Raw genomic sequence first — 18,484 nt, forward strand, 5'->3', positions numbered from 1 at the left:
GTAATTTACGCTTTTAACTTTGCACCAATTGTACTGAATTGATGCTCTATTATAGCGATAGGAAAATAACTCTATAGCAAGGCAAAAATAACGAAATATAGTTGTTCTTATATGAGTTATTTTTAACGCAGCTAGTGAACCATTTCTCCTATACAAAGCGCAGGTAAACGGTTTAATAACAAGGCAATAATTTAGATGTGTAGTGGTCTTACATAAAAAATTATTAACGCTGTTAGTGAACCGTTTAACCAGCTTTAAGCTTAAAAGCTATAAGTGTAGCCCATCTGTACCGTACGCGGCTTACCTGGCTGAATGCCACCGTTTGAACGGTTAGCAACGTATGTTTTATCAAACAAGTTATCAACGCTTAGGTATACTTTTTGATTTTCATCGATTAAGTATTTAGCAGCTAAATCCCATACTACGCGGCTATCAATTGCGTTTAAGCCCGATTGCGTTAAGTTAGCATGCGCATCAGATACGTAACGTATTTGGCTGTTAACTACAAACGCAGAAAACTCAGCACCTAACGATAACGCTACTTGGTTTTCTGGTACGTAAGGCATTGCATCGCCTTTTTCTACCGCGCCCCAAATTTCTGAATCAAAATCGTTTTTAAACTCAGAGTCTGTGTAGGTGTACGTTAATTTAACTGGGAACATAGCTGTATCAGTTGCAAAAGTACGTGCTGCACTAAATTCAAAGCCCGCTACTTCTACTTCACCGTAGTTGTATTGGTCGCCAATGTTGTCGTCGCTACAACCAACCGCTGCAGTACAGTTACCGTGCATGTTGTCGTAGTCTGAGTAAAACGCAATTACTTCACCGCTAAAGCCATCCATATTGAAGCGAGAGCCAAACTCAATGTTTACACTTTCTTCTTCTTCTTGGTCAGCATTACCAGGTGCAGCTGGTGCATAACCTTTTTGAATGCCCGCAAGTAGCGTTACGTTTTCGTTAAGCGTGTAAGTAGCACCTAGTGACGGGACTAAAATTTCAGTGTCGTTCGACACATCTTTAGTTAAACCGTTGCTGCGTGTTGGATCTGATTTAGACCACTCTTCACGCGTAATAGTAATGTCTTCATAACGAAGGCCTGCACTTACTACTAATGCATCAATTGTCCACTCATCTTGAATAAACAAGGTGCTTGCTTCTGCGCTATCTACGCGGTTGCTATCAGAGCCCGGAACGCCTTGCTCTGTAAGCGTTAAGCTTAGGTCTTGATTAAGTGTGTATTTGTCTTCCCATTGAAAACGATCCATTTCGTCTTCGTGGTAACGTACGCCAACAGTCACATAGTGATCGCCTGCCGGAATATGTAATTCAGACTGAATACCTTTGGCTTGGTAATCGCGGTTATTAGCTTTAATACCAATACCTTCAATACCTTCGCTTGTTGGGTTTGCTTCAAATGCACTGTATTGCTCAAGGTAGCTTTCGCTTACTTTGCTGGCTTTATACCAGTTACGATGAAAATCGTTTAAGTAAGCCGTAGCTAAAAACTCATAGCCATCACCAAAACGGTATGCATAGTTAAGTTGGTATGCGTTGTGGCGCGTATTCATTTCATCGTTTTGCGATGCAGCATAACGACGGTAAGGACTTTGTTTATAGTCTTCGTCAGTTAAGCCCATGTATGTTTCGTCTGATGTTTCGTCAGAGTACTTAATTTTTAGCTCAAGATTATGCGCATCGTTTTGACCAAACGTATGGCCAAACTTTAATAGTAAATCTGTTTTTTCAAAGCCGGTGTTGTCATTGCCTACTGGCAGCTCTTTAAAGCCGTCTGCGCCGTAAGTAAATACTTCAATTAAGCCTGCTGTGTTGTTTTTTTCTTTACCAAAGTAAGCGTGGCCTTTGTAGTAACCGTCGCTCCCAAGGGCTGCATCTACCATACCTTTTGAGCTATTTGGCTCAGTTGGTAAGCTGCGCGAAAGTAAGTTTAAAACACCACCTGTAGTACGCGGGCCGTACTTGACTGAGGCTGCGCCTTTTAATACTTCAATAGACTCCATACGACCCATAGTAGGGAAGTAGTAAGCAGAAGGTGCTGAATATGGTGCTGGTGCAACTAATACACCGTCTTCCATTACTGATATTTTATCGTTACGACCAGTACCTGTGCCGCGCATACCAATATTAGGACGAAGGCCATAACCGTCTTCTTCTTGCACGTAAACGCCCGGAACAGACGCTAAAACGCGAGAAATATCGGTAAACTGGAATTTTTGAAGTTCTTCTTCAGAAATAAACGTAGCCGAACCAGGAATATCGTTAATTGCTTGCTGAGAGCCAATAACAGTAATTTGTTCAAAGCGTTGTTCTTTATTGCTGGTGTCTTTTGCTATTGCAGTAGCACTAAAAGACAAAGCAACCGCAGTTGCCAAAGTAGATACTAAAAACTTAGGGTTCATTGTGTTCCTAATCATGTCAATTATCTTAATTGGCGTAATTTGAACACGTTAACGAATACGAATCAATGTTATTAACTGTTTAATTATTCAGTTTAATAGAACTAAAAACACCTACTTATGCTACTTAATTAACTAAATTGTTTCTTTTGTATTGTTTTGTAATTGTTTTACTAACTATAAAGGCTGAACGAATTATATGTGCTACGTAAGCGCTAGCCCAAGCGTAGAGCTATAAATTCAGCGAGTTTATCTACCGCATTTTCCGACTCACCCGAACTTTTAACCAAGCTAATACCAATATTACCAAGAGCTGGTAAATGCTTGGTTTGAACCTGATAGTTAAGCTCACTCGGTACTGTACTTTTGGCAAGTACCGTAATACCTAAGCCTTCTTTTAATGCAGCAATAAGGCCGGTTAAATCGGCGTTGCTATAAACTATTCGGTATTTAATGCCTGCACTTTTTAACGCATCAGTAGCACGGCGACGATAAATACACCCCTCTGGTGCGGTAACTAGGGTAACCACCTCATTATGCGCAAGTGACAGGTCGCCCACCCACACTAGTTCGTCTTGCATAAAAATAGGGAACTTATCTGAGTTGAGTCGCTCATTTAGCGCAAGTACTAAATCGAACTGATCTTGGCGAGAAGCCGAAAGCAAATGCTTACTTAAACGCGACTTAACCTCTAACGACACCTCAGGGTAGAGCGCCACAAAGTCGCCAATAATAGAAGGTAAAATACGCGCTGCAAATTCGCTCGGAATACCCAAGCGCACTTTACCTGCAATGTTTTCTGAGGTGAACTGCTGCAAAATAGCATCGTTGTGTTGCATCATTTGTTTTGCCATAGGCAATAATAGCTCGCCGTACTGGTTTAATACTTGGCGCTGCCCTTGTTTTTTAAATAGTTTATAGCCAAGCACGTCTTCTAAGCGCTTTATTTGCAAACTTACAGCAGGTTGCGACAGGCCAAGTAAATCGCCTGCTTTAGCAAAACCACCTACCTCAACTACCATCACAAAAGTACGTAAACCGTCTGTTGATATGTTTTTCATATTTAAAATTACAATTTATATGGCTATATATATAAGTATTATTTATCAATTGATAAATAATTACAATTTGTTGTTGATAGGCGTGGGCAATATACTTTTATAATCGAAAATACATAGGTGTTTGTTATGACTTTTAACCCAATAATGTTTGCCCGCCACAGCAACGCAAGTAGTGCGGTTACTAACGCTTTGCAAACTAACAACAATCACGTTGTAATGGATTTTAGCGGCACCGAAACCAGTGTATTTTTAAGCACTATTTTAGGCCTTGATTTAACTAAGCTTACCGCCAGCGGTTTAGGCTTAAAAGGCACGCTTGATGGCGACTATAATTCTGACTACAGTTTTGCTGTTTATTACTTTAGCGAAACCGCCTTTAGATTCGTACTACCACACAACGCAAGCCTTCAACTACAAGCGCTTATAAACGAGCAGCAATTACGTTTTGATATTGATTATGTAGTACGCACCGATCTGGCAAGCTTTATTTTAAGTGGCGACAACGCATTTGATACCCTAGTTAATGCTTTTAAATTAACACCAGGTTTGCGCCTTTCTGACGCGCAACTTTGCTACGGTGCACAAAGCGGTGATGTATTTATTACCGCCATTGATAAAAACGACGAACAACACTTTGTATTAGTAGCTAAACAACAAAAATTACAAAAATGGCAAAGCTACATGCAAGCGCAAGGTTTTGCACTTATGCATAGTGAAGCCGCATAACGAATACAAACAACAGGTAAGCATAACAATGCTTGCCTGTTTTTATATCTATTTAAGCCACGCCCTAAACAGGGTTAATTTAAACGTGAAGGAATGTTATGACTTCTAAAACTGTACTACATGCTAAGCACCTAGAAGCGGGCGCAAAAATGGTTGATTTTCATGGCTGGGAAATGCCAATCAACTACGGTTCACAAATAGAAGAACACAACGCCGTACGTAACGATGCGGGCATGTTCGACGTATCGCACATGACCATTGTTGATATACAAGGTGAGCAAGCAAAAGCATTTTTACGTAAGCTAGTAGCTAACGACGTTGCAAAATTAACCGTACCAGGCAAAGCGCTTTACACAGGCATGCTTAACGAGCAAGGCGGTGTAATAGACGACTTAATTATTTATTTCTTTAGTGAAACGTTTTACCGCCTAGTTGTTAACTCAGCAACGCGCGAAAAAGACCTAGCGCATTTAGCTAACGTATCGAGCGACTTTGACGTAACTGTTACAGAGCGCCCAGAGTTTGCAATGGTTGCAGTACAAGGCCCTAACGCTAAAGCAAAAACAGCCACTCTTTTAAATGCTGAGCAACAAGCCGCTGTTGAAGGTATGAAGCCATTTTTTGGTGTTCAAGTAGGTGATTTATTTATTGCCACAACGGGTTATACTGGCGAAGACGGTTACGAAATAGTAGTACCGAACGACCAAGCAGCCGATTTATGGCAACAACTGCTAGACGCAGGTGTTAAGCCTGCTGGTTTAGGTGCACGCGACACGCTACGTTTAGAAGCAGGTATGAACCTTTACGGCCTAGATATGGACGAAAGCGTATCACCACTTGCAGCTAACATGGCATGGACCATTGCATGGGAACCAGAAGATCGTGACTTTATTGGCCGTGACGTACTTGTTAAGCAACGCGCAGAAAAAAGCACTGACAAACTAGTTGGCTTAGTGTTTGAAGAAAAAGGCGTTTTGCGTAGCGGTTCTAAAGTAATTGTTGATGGTGGTGAAGGTATTATTACCTCAGGTACTTTTTCACCAACACTTGGTTTTAGTGTAGCCCTTGCACGTGTACCACGTTCAACAGGCGATACAGCTCAAGTAGAAATGCGTAAAAAATTAGTAAACGTTAAAGTAGTAAAGCCTAGCTTTGTACGTAACGGTAAATCAATAATTTAAATAATTTGGTTATATCAATCAGTGTAATTACAGTGATTGATATCCTCCCAATATAAACCAAAGGACAAATAAAATGAGCAACATTCCTAGCGAGTTAAAATACGCACCTTCACACGAGTGGGTTCGCAGTGAAGGCGACGGTACATTTACTGTTGGTATTTCTGAGCATGCACAAGAACTTCTTGGCGACATGGTATTTGTTGAATTACCAGAAGTTGGCGACGAAGTAGACGCTGGCGAAGACTGTGCAGTAGCAGAGTCAGTTAAAGCAGCATCAGACATTTACGCACCTATCAGTGGCGAAATTGTTGCTATTAACGAAGAACTTGAAGACTCACCAGAAACAGTAAACAACGACGCTTACGGCGACGGTTGGTTATTCCGTATTAAAGCATCTGACGAGTCTGAGCTAGACAACTTATTAGACGCTGAAGGTTACTCGCACACTATCGACGAAGAATAATTATTCTTTGTAGATAACTAAAAGCCCCGTTTAATGTATAAAAATGGGGCTTTTATGATTTTACAGCTCACAACCCCATACTGAGTGAACTGTTAAATCGTCAAATATTTTAATTAATGCTAGTTACCCATTAGCATTTAGGATCATAGGAATCTGGATTCATGTCAAACGCCAAATCTCTTGAAGAACTAGAGCAAAAGCAAGATTTTATTCGCCGCCATATTGGGCCAAGCCCAGCACAAGTAAGCGATATGCTAAGTGCTTTAGAAGTATCGAGTGTGCAAGAGCTCATTGACCAAACTGTACCTGCAAGCATTCGCTTAGAGCAGCCATTAACAGTTGGCGAAAGCCGTACTGAAGTTGAAACACTAAGCTACCTAAAATCAGTAGCAAGCAAAAATAAAGTTTTCAAATCGTACATTGGCCAAGGCTACCACCCAACTAACGTACCGCACGTAATTTTACGTAACGTACTAGAAAATCCAGGTTGGTATACAGCGTACACACCGTATCAGCCAGAGATTGCACAAGGGCGTTTAGAATCATTATTAAACTTCCAAACTATGACCCTAGATTTGACCGGTCTTGATTTAGCAAGTGCATCACTACTTGACGAATCAACAGCCGCTGCAGAGGCTATGGGTCTTGCAAAACGCGTATCAAAAGCTAAAAAAGCCAATGCCTTTTTTATTGCAGACGATGTACACACACAAACAATCGACGTAGTAACGACGCGTGCCGAGCAGTTTGGTTTTGAAATAATTGTAGGTAAAGCAGAAGATGCCGTTAACTTTGATATTTTTGGCGCATTGTTCCAATACCCAACTACATCAGGCGAAGTGGTAGACATAACTGACCTAATTGCTGGCATACAAAGCAAAAAGGCGATTGCCTGTGTTGCTGCCGACATAATGAGTTTATTACTGTTAAAAGCACCGGGTAAACTAGGCGCAGACGTAGTACTTGGTTCGGCTCAACGTTTTGGCGTACCTATGGGTTACGGCGGTCCACACGCTGCATTTTTTGCAACACGTGACGCATACAAACGTTCATTACCAGGTCGTATTATTGGTGTATCTAAAGACCGTTTAGGTAACGACGCACTACGTATGGCAATGCAAACGCGCGAACAACACATTCGTCGCGACAAAGCCAACTCAAACATTTGTACAGCACAAGTATTACTTGCCAACATGGCAGCGTTTTACGCGGTGTACCACGGCCCACAAGGCTTAAAAACTATCGCGCAGCGTATACATCGCTTTGCTGATATTTTAGCAAGTGGTCTTAAAGCTAAAGGCATCGCACTTAAGCACAGCACTTGGTTTGATACACTAACAGTAGTAAGCGACAGCAAAGACGACGTAATAGCGCGTGCAATTGCAAAAGGCGTAAACTTTGCAACAAATCACGAAGGCGAGTATTCAATTTCGGTATCAGAGACAACAACACGTGCCGATATTACTGAGTTATTCGATATTATTTTAGGCGAAGGCCATGGCCTAAGTGTTGACGCTATTGCAGCCGACGTTGAAGCAAATGGCAGCGAGTCAATCCCTGCAAGTTTAGTACGTGACGACGAAGTACTAACGCATCCAAACTTTAACAGCTACCACAGTGAAACAGACATGCTTCGCTACATTAAGCGACTAGAAAGCAAAGACTTATCGCTTAATCACTCAATGATCTCGTTAGGCTCATGTACCATGAAACTAAACGCAACTGCCGAGATGATCCCAATTACGTGGCCTGAGTTTGCAAACCTTCACCCATTCTGCCCGCTGGATCAAGCAGAGGGTTACCAAATAATGATTGGCGAGCTACACGACTGGCTAGTAAACATTACCGGTTACGATGCAGTATCACTTCAGCCAAACTCTGGTGCACAAGGTGAATACGCAGGCTTAATCGCGATTCGTAAATACCACGAATCACGCGGCGATGCACACCGTAATGTATGTTTAATCCCAAGCTCTGCGCACGGTACTAACCCTGCATCAGCGCAAATGGCGAGCATGAAAATTGTGGTAGTTAACTGCGACAAAAACGGTAACGTAGACATGAGCGACCTTAAAGCGAAAGCTGAGGAAGTGTCTGAAAACTTATCGTGCATTATGATCACATACCCGTCTACTCACGGTGTATACGAAGAAACAATTCGCGAAATTTGTGACATTATTCATGAGCACGGCGGCCAAGTTTACATGGACGGCGCAAACATGAACGCACAAGTGGGCGTAACAAGCCCAGGCTTTATTGGCTCAGACGTATCGCATTTAAACTTGCATAAAACGTTTTGTATTCCACACGGTGGCGGTGGTCCAGGTGTTGGCCCAATTGGTGTTAAATCGCACCTTGCGCCGTTTATGCCAAACCACAGCGTAATTAACGTACCAGGTACTAACATTGGTAACGGTGCGGTATCGGCAGCGCCTTACGGCTCAGCCGCTATTTTACCTATTTCATGGGCTTACATCACCATGATGGGTTCAGAGGGCTTAAAACAAGCCACTGAAATGGCAATCGTTAATGCTAACTACTTAACGCATGAGCTAAGCAAGCACTTCCCAATTTTATACCGTGGTCGTAACAACCGTGTTGCTCACGAATGTATTGTTGACTTACGCCCGCTTAAAGAGCAATCAGGCATTACTGAAATGGACGTAGCTAAGCGCTTGCAAGATTACGGCTTCCATTCACCAACTATGTCGTTCCCAGTAGCTGGTACATTAATGATTGAGCCAACTGAGTCTGAATCAAAAGGTGAGATTGACCGCTTTATCGAAGCAATGGTGTCGATTAAAGGCGAAATTGAAAAAGTAATCTCTGGCGAATGGTCAATCGAAAACAACCCGCTAGTATTTGCACCGCATACACAAGGCGACGTGTTAGGTAACGAATGGGACCGTGCATACGACCGTTTTTACGCTGCATTCCCAGTGCCTGCAGTGGCTAAAAACAAGTTTTGGCCAACCGTTACACGTATAGACGACGTATACGGCGACCGTAACTTAGTATGTTCATGCCCAGCGGTTGAGACATACCGTGACTAAGAGCAGAGACTAATTTTTTGAACTTTAATGGGTAGTAAGTTCCATTATAGTTTGGAAATTTATCAAAATTATAAAAGCCGTTGCAGCAATGCAACGGCTTTTTTGTGTGGTGATTCCCCATAAATAATATGGGCGTAGGTTGGGTAGAGTGAAACGAAACCCAACGAATCACAAATATACTTACTCGCTTAAAAGCCAAGAGTATGTGTTATTTATTGTAGGCGTTTAGCTTGCTGACGCGCGGGCGGCAGCCCGAATAAGTATTTGAATTGGTGCTTAAGGTTATCGTCACCGATAACGCGAATACGTTTCACGCTTCTAGAAATTAAAAAACCTTATTCAAGGTTTTGTCGCGCTGGCGACGGCAGCCAAAGAGGGGCTGCCGCTGGTCCCTCTCTGGACGCTCTCAGCGCACCCGAGCATCACGCTTAATCCTTCAAACCACAATTGATGTGAACGTAAACGGCGAAGATAGGCCATCCATGGCCTAGTTTCGCCTTATCGCGCGTCCATGCGCGACATTACTCATCAATTGCTTATTTTCAGGGCATGATGACGGGGAAGGGTGTTAAACGTTAGGTTGGTGCTTGGTGTTAGCAAGAAACAAGACCTGACCCTCTGCATTTTGTTTATTAACTTGTTGTTTAAATATACTTATTTTAAAAATAGTGAGAATATTGATGAGAGCAATTCTATTCATTTTTAATTAACGGCATACGATTGATAATACGGAGTAGTAATAGTGATAAATCAAATAAGGAAATTACTCAATTCACTACAATATCATATTGATAAAAATATCAACGACACGCTTTACCAAAATAAAGAATTTCTTCACAGCAAGTGGAGCTTTTTTGAATACAACATCTTGCGTTGGTCACAGCGGCACAACTATTACATCTTTCTTACCGTTGTATTGGCATGTTTATTTGGACCTCCCATAGTTTGCTAGACACCCACTAAGTTACATTGTAACTTCTATTAAGAGGTGTTTTATGAGCAAAGGCAAACGTTATACCCAAGAGTTTAAAGAAGCGGCTGTTAAACAAATTACTGAGCGTGGATATTCAGTTGCTGAAGTCGCTGAACGATTAGATATTTGTACCAAAACGTTATATCACTGGCGGAGCCAATTATCAGATAAACCTAAATCCGTTCAATCATTCGATGAAAAACTGAAGATCGCCAAATTAGAGGCTGAGTTAAAACGTGTCACGGAGGAACGAGACATTTTAAAAAAGGCCGCAAGGTACTTTGCCAGCAACCCCGAGTAAAGTACGGCTTCATTCGTGATCACCAAGATGAATTTTCTATTACGACGATGTGCCGCCTTTTTAAGCTGCACCGAAGTGGTTTTTATGCGTGGTTAAAAAAGCCCTTAAGCGATAGAGCGCTTGAAGATAATCGTTTGCTGAAGCTCATTAAAGAGTTTTATGTAGCCAGTGGCGGCACGTATGGTAGCCCTTGGATACATGCAGACTTGCGTGAAGCAGGTGAGCAATGCAGCGTAAACCGTGTTGCGAAGATCATGCGACAACATAAGCTTAAAGCGCAAATTGGATATAAGCGTCGCCATCTTAAAGGCGGTAAGACATCGCGGATTGCAGATAACTTATTAGCGCGTCAATTTAACCCGCCAGCGCCGAACCAGTCGTGGGTGAGCGACATAACTTATATAAGAACCTATGAAGGTTTTTTATATGTGGCAACAGTGATGGATTTATTCTCTCGGCGCATTGTGGGCTGGTCGATGGATAAAAATATGGATAAGCAGTTGGTGATAAATGCACTGTTGATGGCTGTATATCAACGTCAACCGAAGGCTGAGGTAATGGTACATAGTGACCAAGGTAGCCAATACGGTAGCGCTGACTATCTCGCATTTTTGAAAGAACATAATCTTGTGCCTTCGATGAGTCGAGCTGGGAACTGTCATGATAATGCAGTTGCTGAAAGCTTTTTTGCGACAATTAAAAAGCGAATAATTAAGCGTAAGATATACTCGACACGCGAAGATGCGAAAGCTGAGATATTTAATTTTATAGAAATGTTTTACAATCCAAAAAAGCGCCATTCACACACAGGCGGTGTTTCACCTGCTAAGTTTGAAGAAGCGTACTATTCTGAGTTAAAAACTGTCTAGTGAAAGCTGGGAAGTCCATAGTATGAATAGAGCTTATGTAGAAATTGCAGTATCACTTTCTAATAATCAATGGCAGCTAGAACAGAAATGGTACGATATTATTTTTTCTGACGCTTTCCGCCACCAAGATCAAGAGTCACTTGTTCGCGATTTACAAGATTGGATTAAGCTTTCTGAAGATATTAAAGAGCCACTTCTAACTATTGAAGAAAATTTACGTACTAATGTAAGCAACTTTAAAAACTCTATTCAGCAAGTAATTGACAGAATTAATCAACGACAAAATGCGCTTGTTGCTCAGGCTGAAATTGACGAAGAATTATTGACTAGATTTGGATTGACCTGTTCTCAGGCTATCTTTGGAGATGAGAAAGATTCAGAGTTCCCAATAAACTTGCGCGGATTCAAATCTGAAGTGCATAACGTTTAGGCGGCTTTAGCCGCCAAGTGATCCTGCATCAATTTTGCAGGCGTTTCAAATCCAAGTGTCTTCCTCGGACGATTATTAAGTTGCTCAAGTACTGGTATAACTTGCGCTGGTGTTACCGCCTTAAAATCTGTGCTCTTCGGCCAATACTGGCGTAGTAATCCATTCGTGTTTTCATTCAATCCGCGCTCCCATGAGTGATAAGGGTGAGCAAAATAAACAGGAACACTTAAAGCCTCTGTGATTTGCTCGTGATAAGCGAACTCTTTTCCATTGTCAGCCGTGATGGTATGAAGCGCTGACCTATATGGCCTTAATAGTTCTATCGTCGCCGCAGTGACGGCTTGTGCTGTTTTGCCTGCCACCTGCGTTGATACAGTGAATTGGGTGACCCGCTCTACAATGGTAACAAGGGCGCCTCGATGACCTTTACCTATGACGGTATCTATTTCCCAATCTCCGATACGACCTTTCTCATCAACTATTTGTGGGCGTTCTTCAATGCTAACGCGATTTTTTATTTGCCCTCGGTTTGTTTTACCATGACTGCGCTTGTGATATTTCTTACCGTGTCGGCGCAGATGTAGGTATAACTCACCACCTGCTTTTTTATCTTCCCAGATATACAGATAAATGCATTCATGGCTGACAGACCGTTCACTTTCTTTACGCAACCATCCCGTTATTTGTTCAGGGCTCCACTTCTCATTAAGCTTCTGGGTAATTAAAGCCATCATTTCAGGTGTCATCTTAAGCGGTTTTCTTACACTTCTTCGGCGAAACAAAGCCCGCTCATGAGCTTGTTTGTGTCTGTAACCTCGCTTACCTGTATTTCTAGAAAGCTCTCTTGAAATCGTAGATTGCGATAAATTAGTTAGCTCAGCAATACTTTGTTGCGTAAAACCACTTTTCTTTAGAACGGCGATCTGGCATCTTTGCGCATAGGTCAGTTGTTTGTAATGTCTCATTGTAAAATCTCTTGCCGGAGAAAAAGTAGTTAGCTTATGAGCAACTGACCACTTAATCTACCCAAAACAAGTTATGCACTTACAATTTGAATCCAGGTTGTTTAAATCTACAAGTTTTAACGGCAATACTGATGAAAGCAATTTATTTAAAATTAACATCCAAAAATATCTAAAAGAGAAAGTAGCTAAAAATATTGAAACGAACAGAGTAATTAATGAAGAGGATTGGTTGAGGCAATCCACTAAAGATAATGTTCAAGTCAATATTTTGCGAAAGGTTTTATGGTACAAAAATACGGATGAAAAAGTATACTCAAGTGCTGAAAATAATATCCTTGATTTGACTGAATTAGCCAAAGATATAAATAATCCTGTTTTGTTTTCAGGAAATATGGATTTAAACCGTTTTCTCCGTGAAGCTCGATATAGACATGAGCTTGCCGATAAGTTTGATATTTCCTTTATTGATGGTTTTGGCAATAATTACATTTGTCATTTTGGCAATGTAATAGTGTTTAGCCTTCGCTTTTCTGATGTGAATTTCAGTTTACTTACTACTAAAGATTTATTCGAATCAATAGAGTTTGGCAAAGTAGCAGATAAGCAGTTTGTTGAAGTTAAATACGAAGCAAGTGAAGATGATAATAATGTAGGAGTGTTATCTTTAAATTACTGGATGAATATAAAACTTGTAGATGGTTTGCCTTGCATAAAAACAGAAATAAAAAACAAGGATGAAGAATAAATATTTTGGCTGTAAATTTTACAGCTTGTAACAATTCAGTAGGACCAGCTCTTTCTTTTTACCTTTTGAAATTAAGGAAAAATAAAAACCTGCCCCTAGTAAACCCATTTAAAAAAGGGCAATATTATTGCCCTTTATTACGCGCTTAAACTTGTTTTTATAAACTATAGCGCGACTAAGCTTTGCTCTAGCATTGCTTTTATTTGTTTTACTATTTTAGCTTCTGTTTCAGGTTCGAATTGTTGTATACGTGGGGTATGAATATGCCCTGTAGGTACACTTGAATTAAGCGCATCGCGCAGGCGAATACTTCGGTACGATATTTCGTTAGACAAGTAACCACCGCCGCCGCCATTTACCGCAATACTATTTTTAAGCTCGCCGTACGAACCCGCTTTATAGGTTTTTTCAAGCGTGGTGACTTCGTGATTGTCGATAACTTTATAAGGGCCTTTGGCTTGTTGCATGTAAGTTATAGGCAAGCTAAATTTTACAAACTCGTTGCCCGGGAGTGGTCGGCCATTGAGTTTTGGTATTACTGGGCTTGTTTGCGTTCCACCATACACAATATTGGCATTATCGGGAGCGGTTACACTGCGGCGTTTACCCGGGAAGTGCTCTAAATCAAATTCTGTTCTGCCCATACTTACGGTTACTACCATGTCTACATTATTAAGTGCGTAGTAGGGGGCAAGTAGCGACTCTATTATTCCTTGATCAAAATCTTCGTAGCGCACAGGCACCATAACGGTGTTAATTTCTGCGCTTATGCCGTTGTAATTAATAACTTGGCCGTCGAGTAATAACGCCGCAACACCTGAAGGATTACTTTGGTTTATGTTTCTATCGAGTAAAAAAGGGTCAAAGCCTGTAAGTAATATTTTTTTAGTGCTGCCTGATGAAAAAGCAAGATCGGTGCGGCCTCTGCTGCCTTCCTCAAGTAGGGTTAGTAAAGTATTTAGTTGAGCCTGCGTAATTGAAAATTTAGGCGATGTTGTGCGTATTACTTTACTTGAAAGCAGGCGTGCCCAGTAGAGCTCTCGGTCGTCGTAGTTATTGGTTTTTATTATGCGTTGTTTGGCGTTTTCCCACAGTTCAAAGCTAAAGCTTTGTACTAATATTTTTGCACTTTTAAAGTTGTTTAATTCTTTAAATTGTTGCTCAAAACTTGATACTTGTGGGGTAAATGCATTTAAAACATTTGGCATTGCTGATTGTGCTTTGTTGATACGCTGTTCTTCAACAGTTAAAGGATTACTAAAAGCAGCGAATGAAGAGGCAATTAAGCTGGTCGCTAATAATACTTTGATCATAATATTCCTAAGATAAAGCTATTGTTTTATGTGTAATTTACTATCCTATTATTACTAACTTAGGGCAACCAATTAACGTTGAATCGACTGAAATTTGCTTTTGTTGTTTGTTATGCAATTCAACACTGCAACATACTAAGGAGCTCAGTGCGGCCTTGTTCTTCTTATTTTTCAGCAGTATTGAGTACAAGCGCTTGCTGTTTTATTTGCACTGCAGAGTGTTTTTCTATTAATAAAATCGCAAATTAGCGAGCGGCTAAAAAATGGAGTCGTAATGCGGGCATTATTCAAAAGCTCGTAGACAGACAGCAACCGTAGTTTGGTTTGAGTAAAGCGAAACCCAACGCATAGCCAATGTAATAAATTCAGCTACAGATAAATACCAATGCTATTGGTTGTAGGCGCTTTGCTTGCTGGCGCGTCGGGCGATAGCTCGAAAAGTTTTACAAAGTTGTCAACAGACGCCTCTACTATTAATAAAGCCTAAGTTACTTTGATAATTAAGTAACTGTGGAACTCCCATAGTTTGCTAGAGGCTCTTTTTTAGCTAAGTATTTAAAGCTGCTTTGGCGTTTGCTAAATAGGTTTGTGATACTGGTACTTCCAAACCATTTTCCATAATAAGCATAAGTTTTCTGCCTAGGTTAGCGTGTTGAACTAGTAACGGGGTTGGTAAAACTATTAGATTTGATTGAGCCAGCACGTTAACCGCTCATATTTTAAATACAGGATATGCGCAATGTTTAAGCTACAAAGGGTTGGTTATGTGTAAGCATAAGCCACAGACTTGTTATAGCGCAGTGTGTAAACACAGACAGGAGCTGGACTAATATTGGTACTAAACGATGACTGAGGCGAAGCCAAGGGCCTTAAATAATCATCAATAATTTAGCCTAAATTCATATGGGTGACTGGTGCATATCCACACCAATCGACGTCATTACTAGGTGGGTAGTTATATTTAAATTAAGTTCAAATAATAAGAATACTTGGTTTTTGAATAAAGAGATCAAGAAAACACAGCTGCTAGTTTGACCAAAACCTTCTAATGAGTTACCTCTTTAACTCCTAAGGTACCGTGAAGATGAAGTAGTTTCTGGATGTTTCGTTTTTCTATAACAGAAGAGAATTTAAAAAGTTGGCAACAAATCTTTACCAAAAAGTTGATTTAAATTATCTTAATTAGTATCATTTTAGCTACAAGCCCCCACAACGACAAGGAAGAGTTGATGAAATCACCTTATGTAACAGAACAATATAAATCAGATCCTATTGGTTTTCTAATTAATATTTTAGATGCTAAAAAAATTGAAAATAAGATTAGAAACGAAGATGATATCTTACCTATATTAACTGGCCTGATTGCCTATAGACAGTTAAGTCGCTATAAACAGACACAGATAAATGCCGCAATTTTAGCAATAAAAAGTGGACCTGTTAAAGAGCATCTATATGGGCTTGTTGCACAGTTAGCATTTAATCCAAAGTGGTTTAGCTGGAGTTTGAGTGACAAAGAATTAAGAGCCTTTTTTGAAAATAATAAAGACTTAGCTAAAGCAACTGCCGTTTTAGGTGTGGCGTCCGTAGGAACAAGCGTCCCTGCAATTTTAGAATCGCTTTTAAATATAAAAAAAACCGGGGTTAAAGCTGCGGCTAAAGAAGCAATAGTGAAAGCCTCTAATAGTGAAGTAGTTAAATCCGCCGCTTCACAATTTACTAGAAACTCAAAAGTTCTTATTGGTAGTAGTTATGCAGCGGCATATGTTACTGTTATTTCTACTTTTTTGTGGTACTGCTCAAGCAAAAATGAAGCGGCTGCAAAAAAAGAGTTAATCTTAAGAGGTTTAATTAAACTGGAAGATATTTAAATGATATTAAAAGGCTGCATAGTAATATTTTGCTTAATATGCATCAATCTTTTTGCTCGACATCATATAACTCAAAAGAAAGCTAAAGGTCATTCTAATAAGGACTTGTTAATAATCTCATTTATCTTTTCAAGTCTACTGGCGATTCTAACATTGGCTATGCTAGCTATTGGTACTGAGTTCGTTTGCTCGATTCAATCTATAGGCTTGTTTATCATATATTGGAGTAATATATATGGTTTGCTAAAAGTATGGAGAAATGCTGAGTGAAACTAATTAAGCCTTTTTGTTTAATAAGTATTATACTTTTTAGTCAGCTTGCGGCAGGAAATGATTTATATTTTGATGTGGGCAAAGCTACACCTTACCTTAGTGTTTGCTCTCTTAAAAATGATTTATCTGAAAGTAATAGCGTTGTTGACTTTGCTAATGGTGTACTAAGTGAAATATATCATTCTTCTGAGGAATCGAAAAAGGAAGTTGCTGCTTTAGGAGCTAATGAATATTTTGACCAGCTAAGTTATCAATCTGCACTCGGTGTTACTCAAGAATATGAGCTTTACACTTTACCAAGGTGCGAACGCTTTGCAATTAATATTTTGAATAAGTTATGCTCAGATAAAGTGAGAGGCTTATCAATGCTAGAGTCCGCATGTGAAAAGGCTAAACAGTATCTTTAAATAACAAAACTTAATAAGATTATATTACAAATTAATTTAGGATGGTTTTTAAGGCTTAATTTTCGATTAGCTTTAATAAAAGGCTAAAGGGGTTAAATCTCGGCTTCATATATCAATGGTCTAGATTTATAGTTTATTGCTCATTGAGTTAATTATTATATCTAGACCGTTGCGAATAGAGTTGAGAATGCATTTATAATGTGTGAATCGTGGAGGAGGGCGTGAAAACACCTTTTTGAGTGATGACGACTTTAAGTGTTTTTTATACTGTATTGAACAAGCAAGCCTTCGTTTTAATATCGAAGTACATTCGTATTGCTCAATGATCAATTACTATTACCTGCTGATAAAAAAGACGAATTTGACCTCTATGGATTTTGCTTTCGGTCCTAATGAAAAGTAAAAAGCCGTTGCGGCAATGCAATGGCTTTTCATTATGGTTTTATTTGCTTTGGCAATACGAGCATAAGGCTTTATACCCCTTTAAAAACCTCGCTTTAATCATCTGGCCCTTTTAAGGTAAACACTAAATGTTTACGCATATCCTTTAAAATCACGCCTTTTTTAAGCATTGCGCCGCTTAAGCGTTTTTGCCATTTTAATAAATCTGGCTCTGCGGCTGCTAAGGCTTGCTCGTTTTCAAACTGAAAGCACAGCAGTAGTGAACTTGGAAATAAGTGATATTCCACATCAAACCAGCATTGCAACATACCAGGGAGCTCAGCACGGCCTTGCTCTTCTAATTTTTCAGCAGTATTAAGTACAAGCGCTTGCTGTTTTATTTGCACTGCAGAGAGTTTTTTCATTATTAAAATCCAAGTTAGCGGCTAAAAAAGGCAGCCGGAATATGGGCATTATACGCAAGCTTGTAGGCAGGCAACAACTTTGAAAGGGAGTTAATGTCCAATAGAGTGTATCTGCTTAAAATAAAGGGTCATGTTGCAAGGTACCTCCAGTTTTTCAATCTATGTAGGTCAGATAAGTGGCGCAGCCGCGCCATCCGACTTTTTAAGTTTCATCACTGAACCCCGATTTGGGTATTAATCCATTTTTTAACTCAATAGTTAAGTAACCTTAACCTAGGCTTTTGCCAAGTTGCTTGCGACAACTCGGGAGTGGTTGTCGCAAGCCGCCTTTAGCGCCTCACCACATTACGCTTAATACTTATAAGAGGTATTAATTGGGTAGGTTTATTTGGAGCGGCGCTTGTCTAGTACGTAGCGTACGGCCATTCTTGCAACACCCGCACCAATACCTGAGACTACAGCCCATGTAACGGCCTCTTTAAGATCTGTTTCTTCGCTTGGTCTATCTTTTGGGGCTGGTTCGTTGGTAACCTTTTCCCACGATTTTTGTAAAGTTTTCCTTGTTAACATACCTGCAGATGCAGCGGCGAGACCTATACCTATTGTCGTAATTAGCTGTTTATTACTCATATTATC

The 18,484-nt window shown here is 40.2% G+C and carries 15 protein-coding genes; 9 read left to right on the top strand and 6 right to left on the bottom strand.

Annotation, left to right across the window (positions count from 1 at the left end):
- Positions 1–260 precede the first annotated feature (260 nt).
- Both PISS_RS02825 and PISS_RS02830 read right to left on the bottom strand, forming a co-directional pair.
- On the bottom strand, positions 261–2,417 hold the full coding sequence (locus PISS_RS02825; protein ID WP_058154170.1) for a TonB-dependent receptor family protein: 2,157 nt from the start codon (positions 2,415–2,417) through the stop codon (positions 261–263).
- A 212-nt stretch (positions 2,418–2,629) separates the two neighbouring features.
- Complete coding sequence (locus tag PISS_RS02830; RefSeq protein WP_058154171.1) at positions 2,630–3,475, bottom strand: LysR family transcriptional regulator; 846 nt, start codon at positions 3,473–3,475, stop codon at positions 2,630–2,632.
- 126 nt (positions 3,476–3,601) lie between these two features.
- On the opposite strand from PISS_RS02830, the gene PISS_RS02835 reads away from it, so the two are divergent.
- From PISS_RS02835 to PISS_RS02860, 6 genes are all read left to right on the top strand, one after another.
- Positions 3,602–4,201 carry a hypothetical protein gene (locus PISS_RS02835; protein ID WP_058154172.1) on the top strand — a complete coding sequence of 200 codons (600 nt, stop codon included), beginning with the start codon at positions 3,602–3,604 and terminating at the stop codon, positions 4,199–4,201.
- A 98-nt stretch (positions 4,202–4,299) separates the two neighbouring features.
- On the top strand, positions 4,300–5,382 hold the full coding sequence (gene gcvT, locus PISS_RS02840) for a glycine cleavage system aminomethyltransferase GcvT (RefSeq protein ID WP_058154173.1): 1,083 nt from the start codon (positions 4,300–4,302) through the stop codon (positions 5,380–5,382).
- A 73-nt stretch (positions 5,383–5,455) separates the two neighbouring features.
- Positions 5,456–5,845, top strand: a complete 390-nt coding sequence (gene gcvH / locus PISS_RS02845) for a glycine cleavage system protein GcvH (protein WP_024590231.1) — start codon at positions 5,456–5,458, stop codon at positions 5,843–5,845.
- A 161-nt stretch (positions 5,846–6,006) separates the two neighbouring features.
- Positions 6,007–8,898 carry an aminomethyl-transferring glycine dehydrogenase gene (gene gcvP / locus PISS_RS02850; protein ID WP_058154174.1) on the top strand — a complete coding sequence of 964 codons (2,892 nt, stop codon included), beginning with the start codon at positions 6,007–6,009 and terminating at the stop codon, positions 8,896–8,898.
- A gap of 995 nt (positions 8,899–9,893) precedes the next feature.
- Positions 9,894–11,041 (top strand): IS3 family transposase gene (locus tag PISS_RS02855; RefSeq protein ID WP_096040827.1). Its coding sequence is split into 2 segments (ribosomal slippage): positions 9,894–10,131 and positions 10,131–11,041, totalling 1,149 coding nucleotides; the frame shifts between segments, so codons are not numbered across the junction.
- Positions 11,042–11,063: 22 nt separating this feature from the next.
- Complete coding sequence (locus PISS_RS02860) at positions 11,064–11,471, top strand: hypothetical protein (protein WP_058154176.1); 408 nt, start codon at positions 11,064–11,066, stop codon at positions 11,469–11,471.
- Here the strand turns inward: PISS_RS02860 and PISS_RS02865 are convergent.
- The gene (locus PISS_RS02865) at positions 11,468–12,436 is read right to left on the bottom strand and encodes an IS30 family transposase (protein ID WP_058154177.1); all 969 of its coding nucleotides are present in this window, start codon (positions 12,434–12,436) and stop codon (positions 11,468–11,470) included. The two genes, PISS_RS02860 and PISS_RS02865, sit on opposite strands and share 4 nt — an antisense overlap.
- 97 nt (positions 12,437–12,533) lie before the next feature.
- Here PISS_RS02865 and PISS_RS02870 point away from each other — a divergent pair, with 97 nt between their 5' ends.
- Positions 12,534–13,181: a hypothetical protein gene (locus tag PISS_RS02870; RefSeq protein WP_157066900.1), complete on the top strand. Its 648-nt coding sequence runs from the start codon at positions 12,534–12,536 to the stop codon at positions 13,179–13,181.
- A gap of 164 nt (positions 13,182–13,345) precedes the next feature.
- Here the strand turns inward: PISS_RS02870 and PISS_RS02875 are convergent, their stop codons facing one another.
- Positions 13,346–14,494 (bottom strand): hypothetical protein, encoded by a 1,149-nt coding sequence (locus tag PISS_RS02875; RefSeq protein WP_058154179.1) that lies wholly within the window; start codon positions 14,492–14,494, stop codon positions 13,346–13,348.
- A gap of 1,229 nt (positions 14,495–15,723) precedes the next feature.
- On the opposite strand from PISS_RS02875, the gene PISS_RS02880 reads away from it, so the two are divergent.
- Both PISS_RS02880 and PISS_RS02890 read left to right on the top strand, forming a co-directional pair.
- The gene (locus PISS_RS02880) at positions 15,724–16,362 is read left to right on the top strand and encodes a hypothetical protein (protein WP_058154180.1); all 639 of its coding nucleotides are present in this window, start codon (positions 15,724–15,726) and stop codon (positions 16,360–16,362) included.
- Between the two features lie 266 nt (positions 16,363–16,628).
- On the top strand, positions 16,629–17,042 hold the full coding sequence (locus tag PISS_RS02890) for a hypothetical protein (RefSeq protein ID WP_058154182.1): 414 nt from the start codon (positions 16,629–16,631) through the stop codon (positions 17,040–17,042).
- A 497-nt stretch (positions 17,043–17,539) separates the two neighbouring features.
- Here the strand turns inward: PISS_RS02890 and PISS_RS02900 are convergent, their stop codons facing one another.
- Both PISS_RS02900 and PISS_RS02905 read right to left on the bottom strand, forming a co-directional pair.
- Entirely contained in the window at positions 17,540–17,848 is a 309-nt protein-coding gene (locus PISS_RS02900) for a hypothetical protein (RefSeq protein ID WP_024596321.1), read from the bottom strand.
- 384 nt (positions 17,849–18,232) lie between these two features.
- Positions 18,233–18,478: a DUF4235 domain-containing protein gene (locus tag PISS_RS02905; protein WP_002958040.1), complete on the bottom strand. Its 246-nt coding sequence runs from the start codon at positions 18,476–18,478 to the stop codon at positions 18,233–18,235.
- Positions 18,479–18,484: the final 6 nt, after the last annotated feature.

Origin of the sequence: Pseudoalteromonas issachenkonii, from assembly GCF_002310795.1 — a bacterium.
In the GTDB taxonomy this organism is placed as follows: domain Bacteria; phylum Pseudomonadota; class Gammaproteobacteria; order Enterobacterales; family Alteromonadaceae; genus Pseudoalteromonas; species Pseudoalteromonas tetraodonis.

Coding starts and splice junctions, on each gene's coding strand:
- PISS_RS02825 (WP_058154170.1), bottom strand. CDS start 2,417: ATGAACCCTAAGTTTTTAGTATCTACTTTGGCAACTGCGGTTGCTTTG.
- PISS_RS02830 (WP_058154171.1), bottom strand. CDS start 3,475: ATGAAAAACATATCAACAGACGGTTTACGTACTTTTGTGATGGTAGTT.
- PISS_RS02835 (WP_058154172.1), top strand. CDS start 3,602: ATGACTTTTAACCCAATAATGTTTGCCCGCCACAGCAACGCAAGTAGT.
- gcvT (WP_058154173.1), top strand. CDS start 4,300: ATGACTTCTAAAACTGTACTACATGCTAAGCACCTAGAAGCGGGCGCA.
- gcvH (WP_024590231.1), top strand. CDS start 5,456: ATGAGCAACATTCCTAGCGAGTTAAAATACGCACCTTCACACGAGTGG.
- gcvP (WP_058154174.1), top strand. CDS start 6,007: ATGTCAAACGCCAAATCTCTTGAAGAACTAGAGCAAAAGCAAGATTTT.
- PISS_RS02860 (WP_058154176.1), top strand. CDS start 11,064: ATGAATAGAGCTTATGTAGAAATTGCAGTATCACTTTCTAATAATCAA.
- PISS_RS02865 (WP_058154177.1), bottom strand. CDS start 12,436: ATGAGACATTACAAACAACTGACCTATGCGCAAAGATGCCAGATCGCC.
- PISS_RS02875 (WP_058154179.1), bottom strand. CDS start 14,494: ATGATCAAAGTATTATTAGCGACCAGCTTAATTGCCTCTTCATTCGCT.
- PISS_RS02880 (WP_058154180.1), top strand. CDS start 15,724: ATGAAATCACCTTATGTAACAGAACAATATAAATCAGATCCTATTGGT.
- PISS_RS02900 (WP_024596321.1), bottom strand. CDS start 17,848: ATGAAAAAACTCTCTGCAGTGCAAATAAAACAGCAAGCGCTTGTACTT.
- PISS_RS02905 (WP_002958040.1), bottom strand. CDS start 18,478: ATGAGTAATAAACAGCTAATTACGACAATAGGTATAGGTCTCGCCGCT.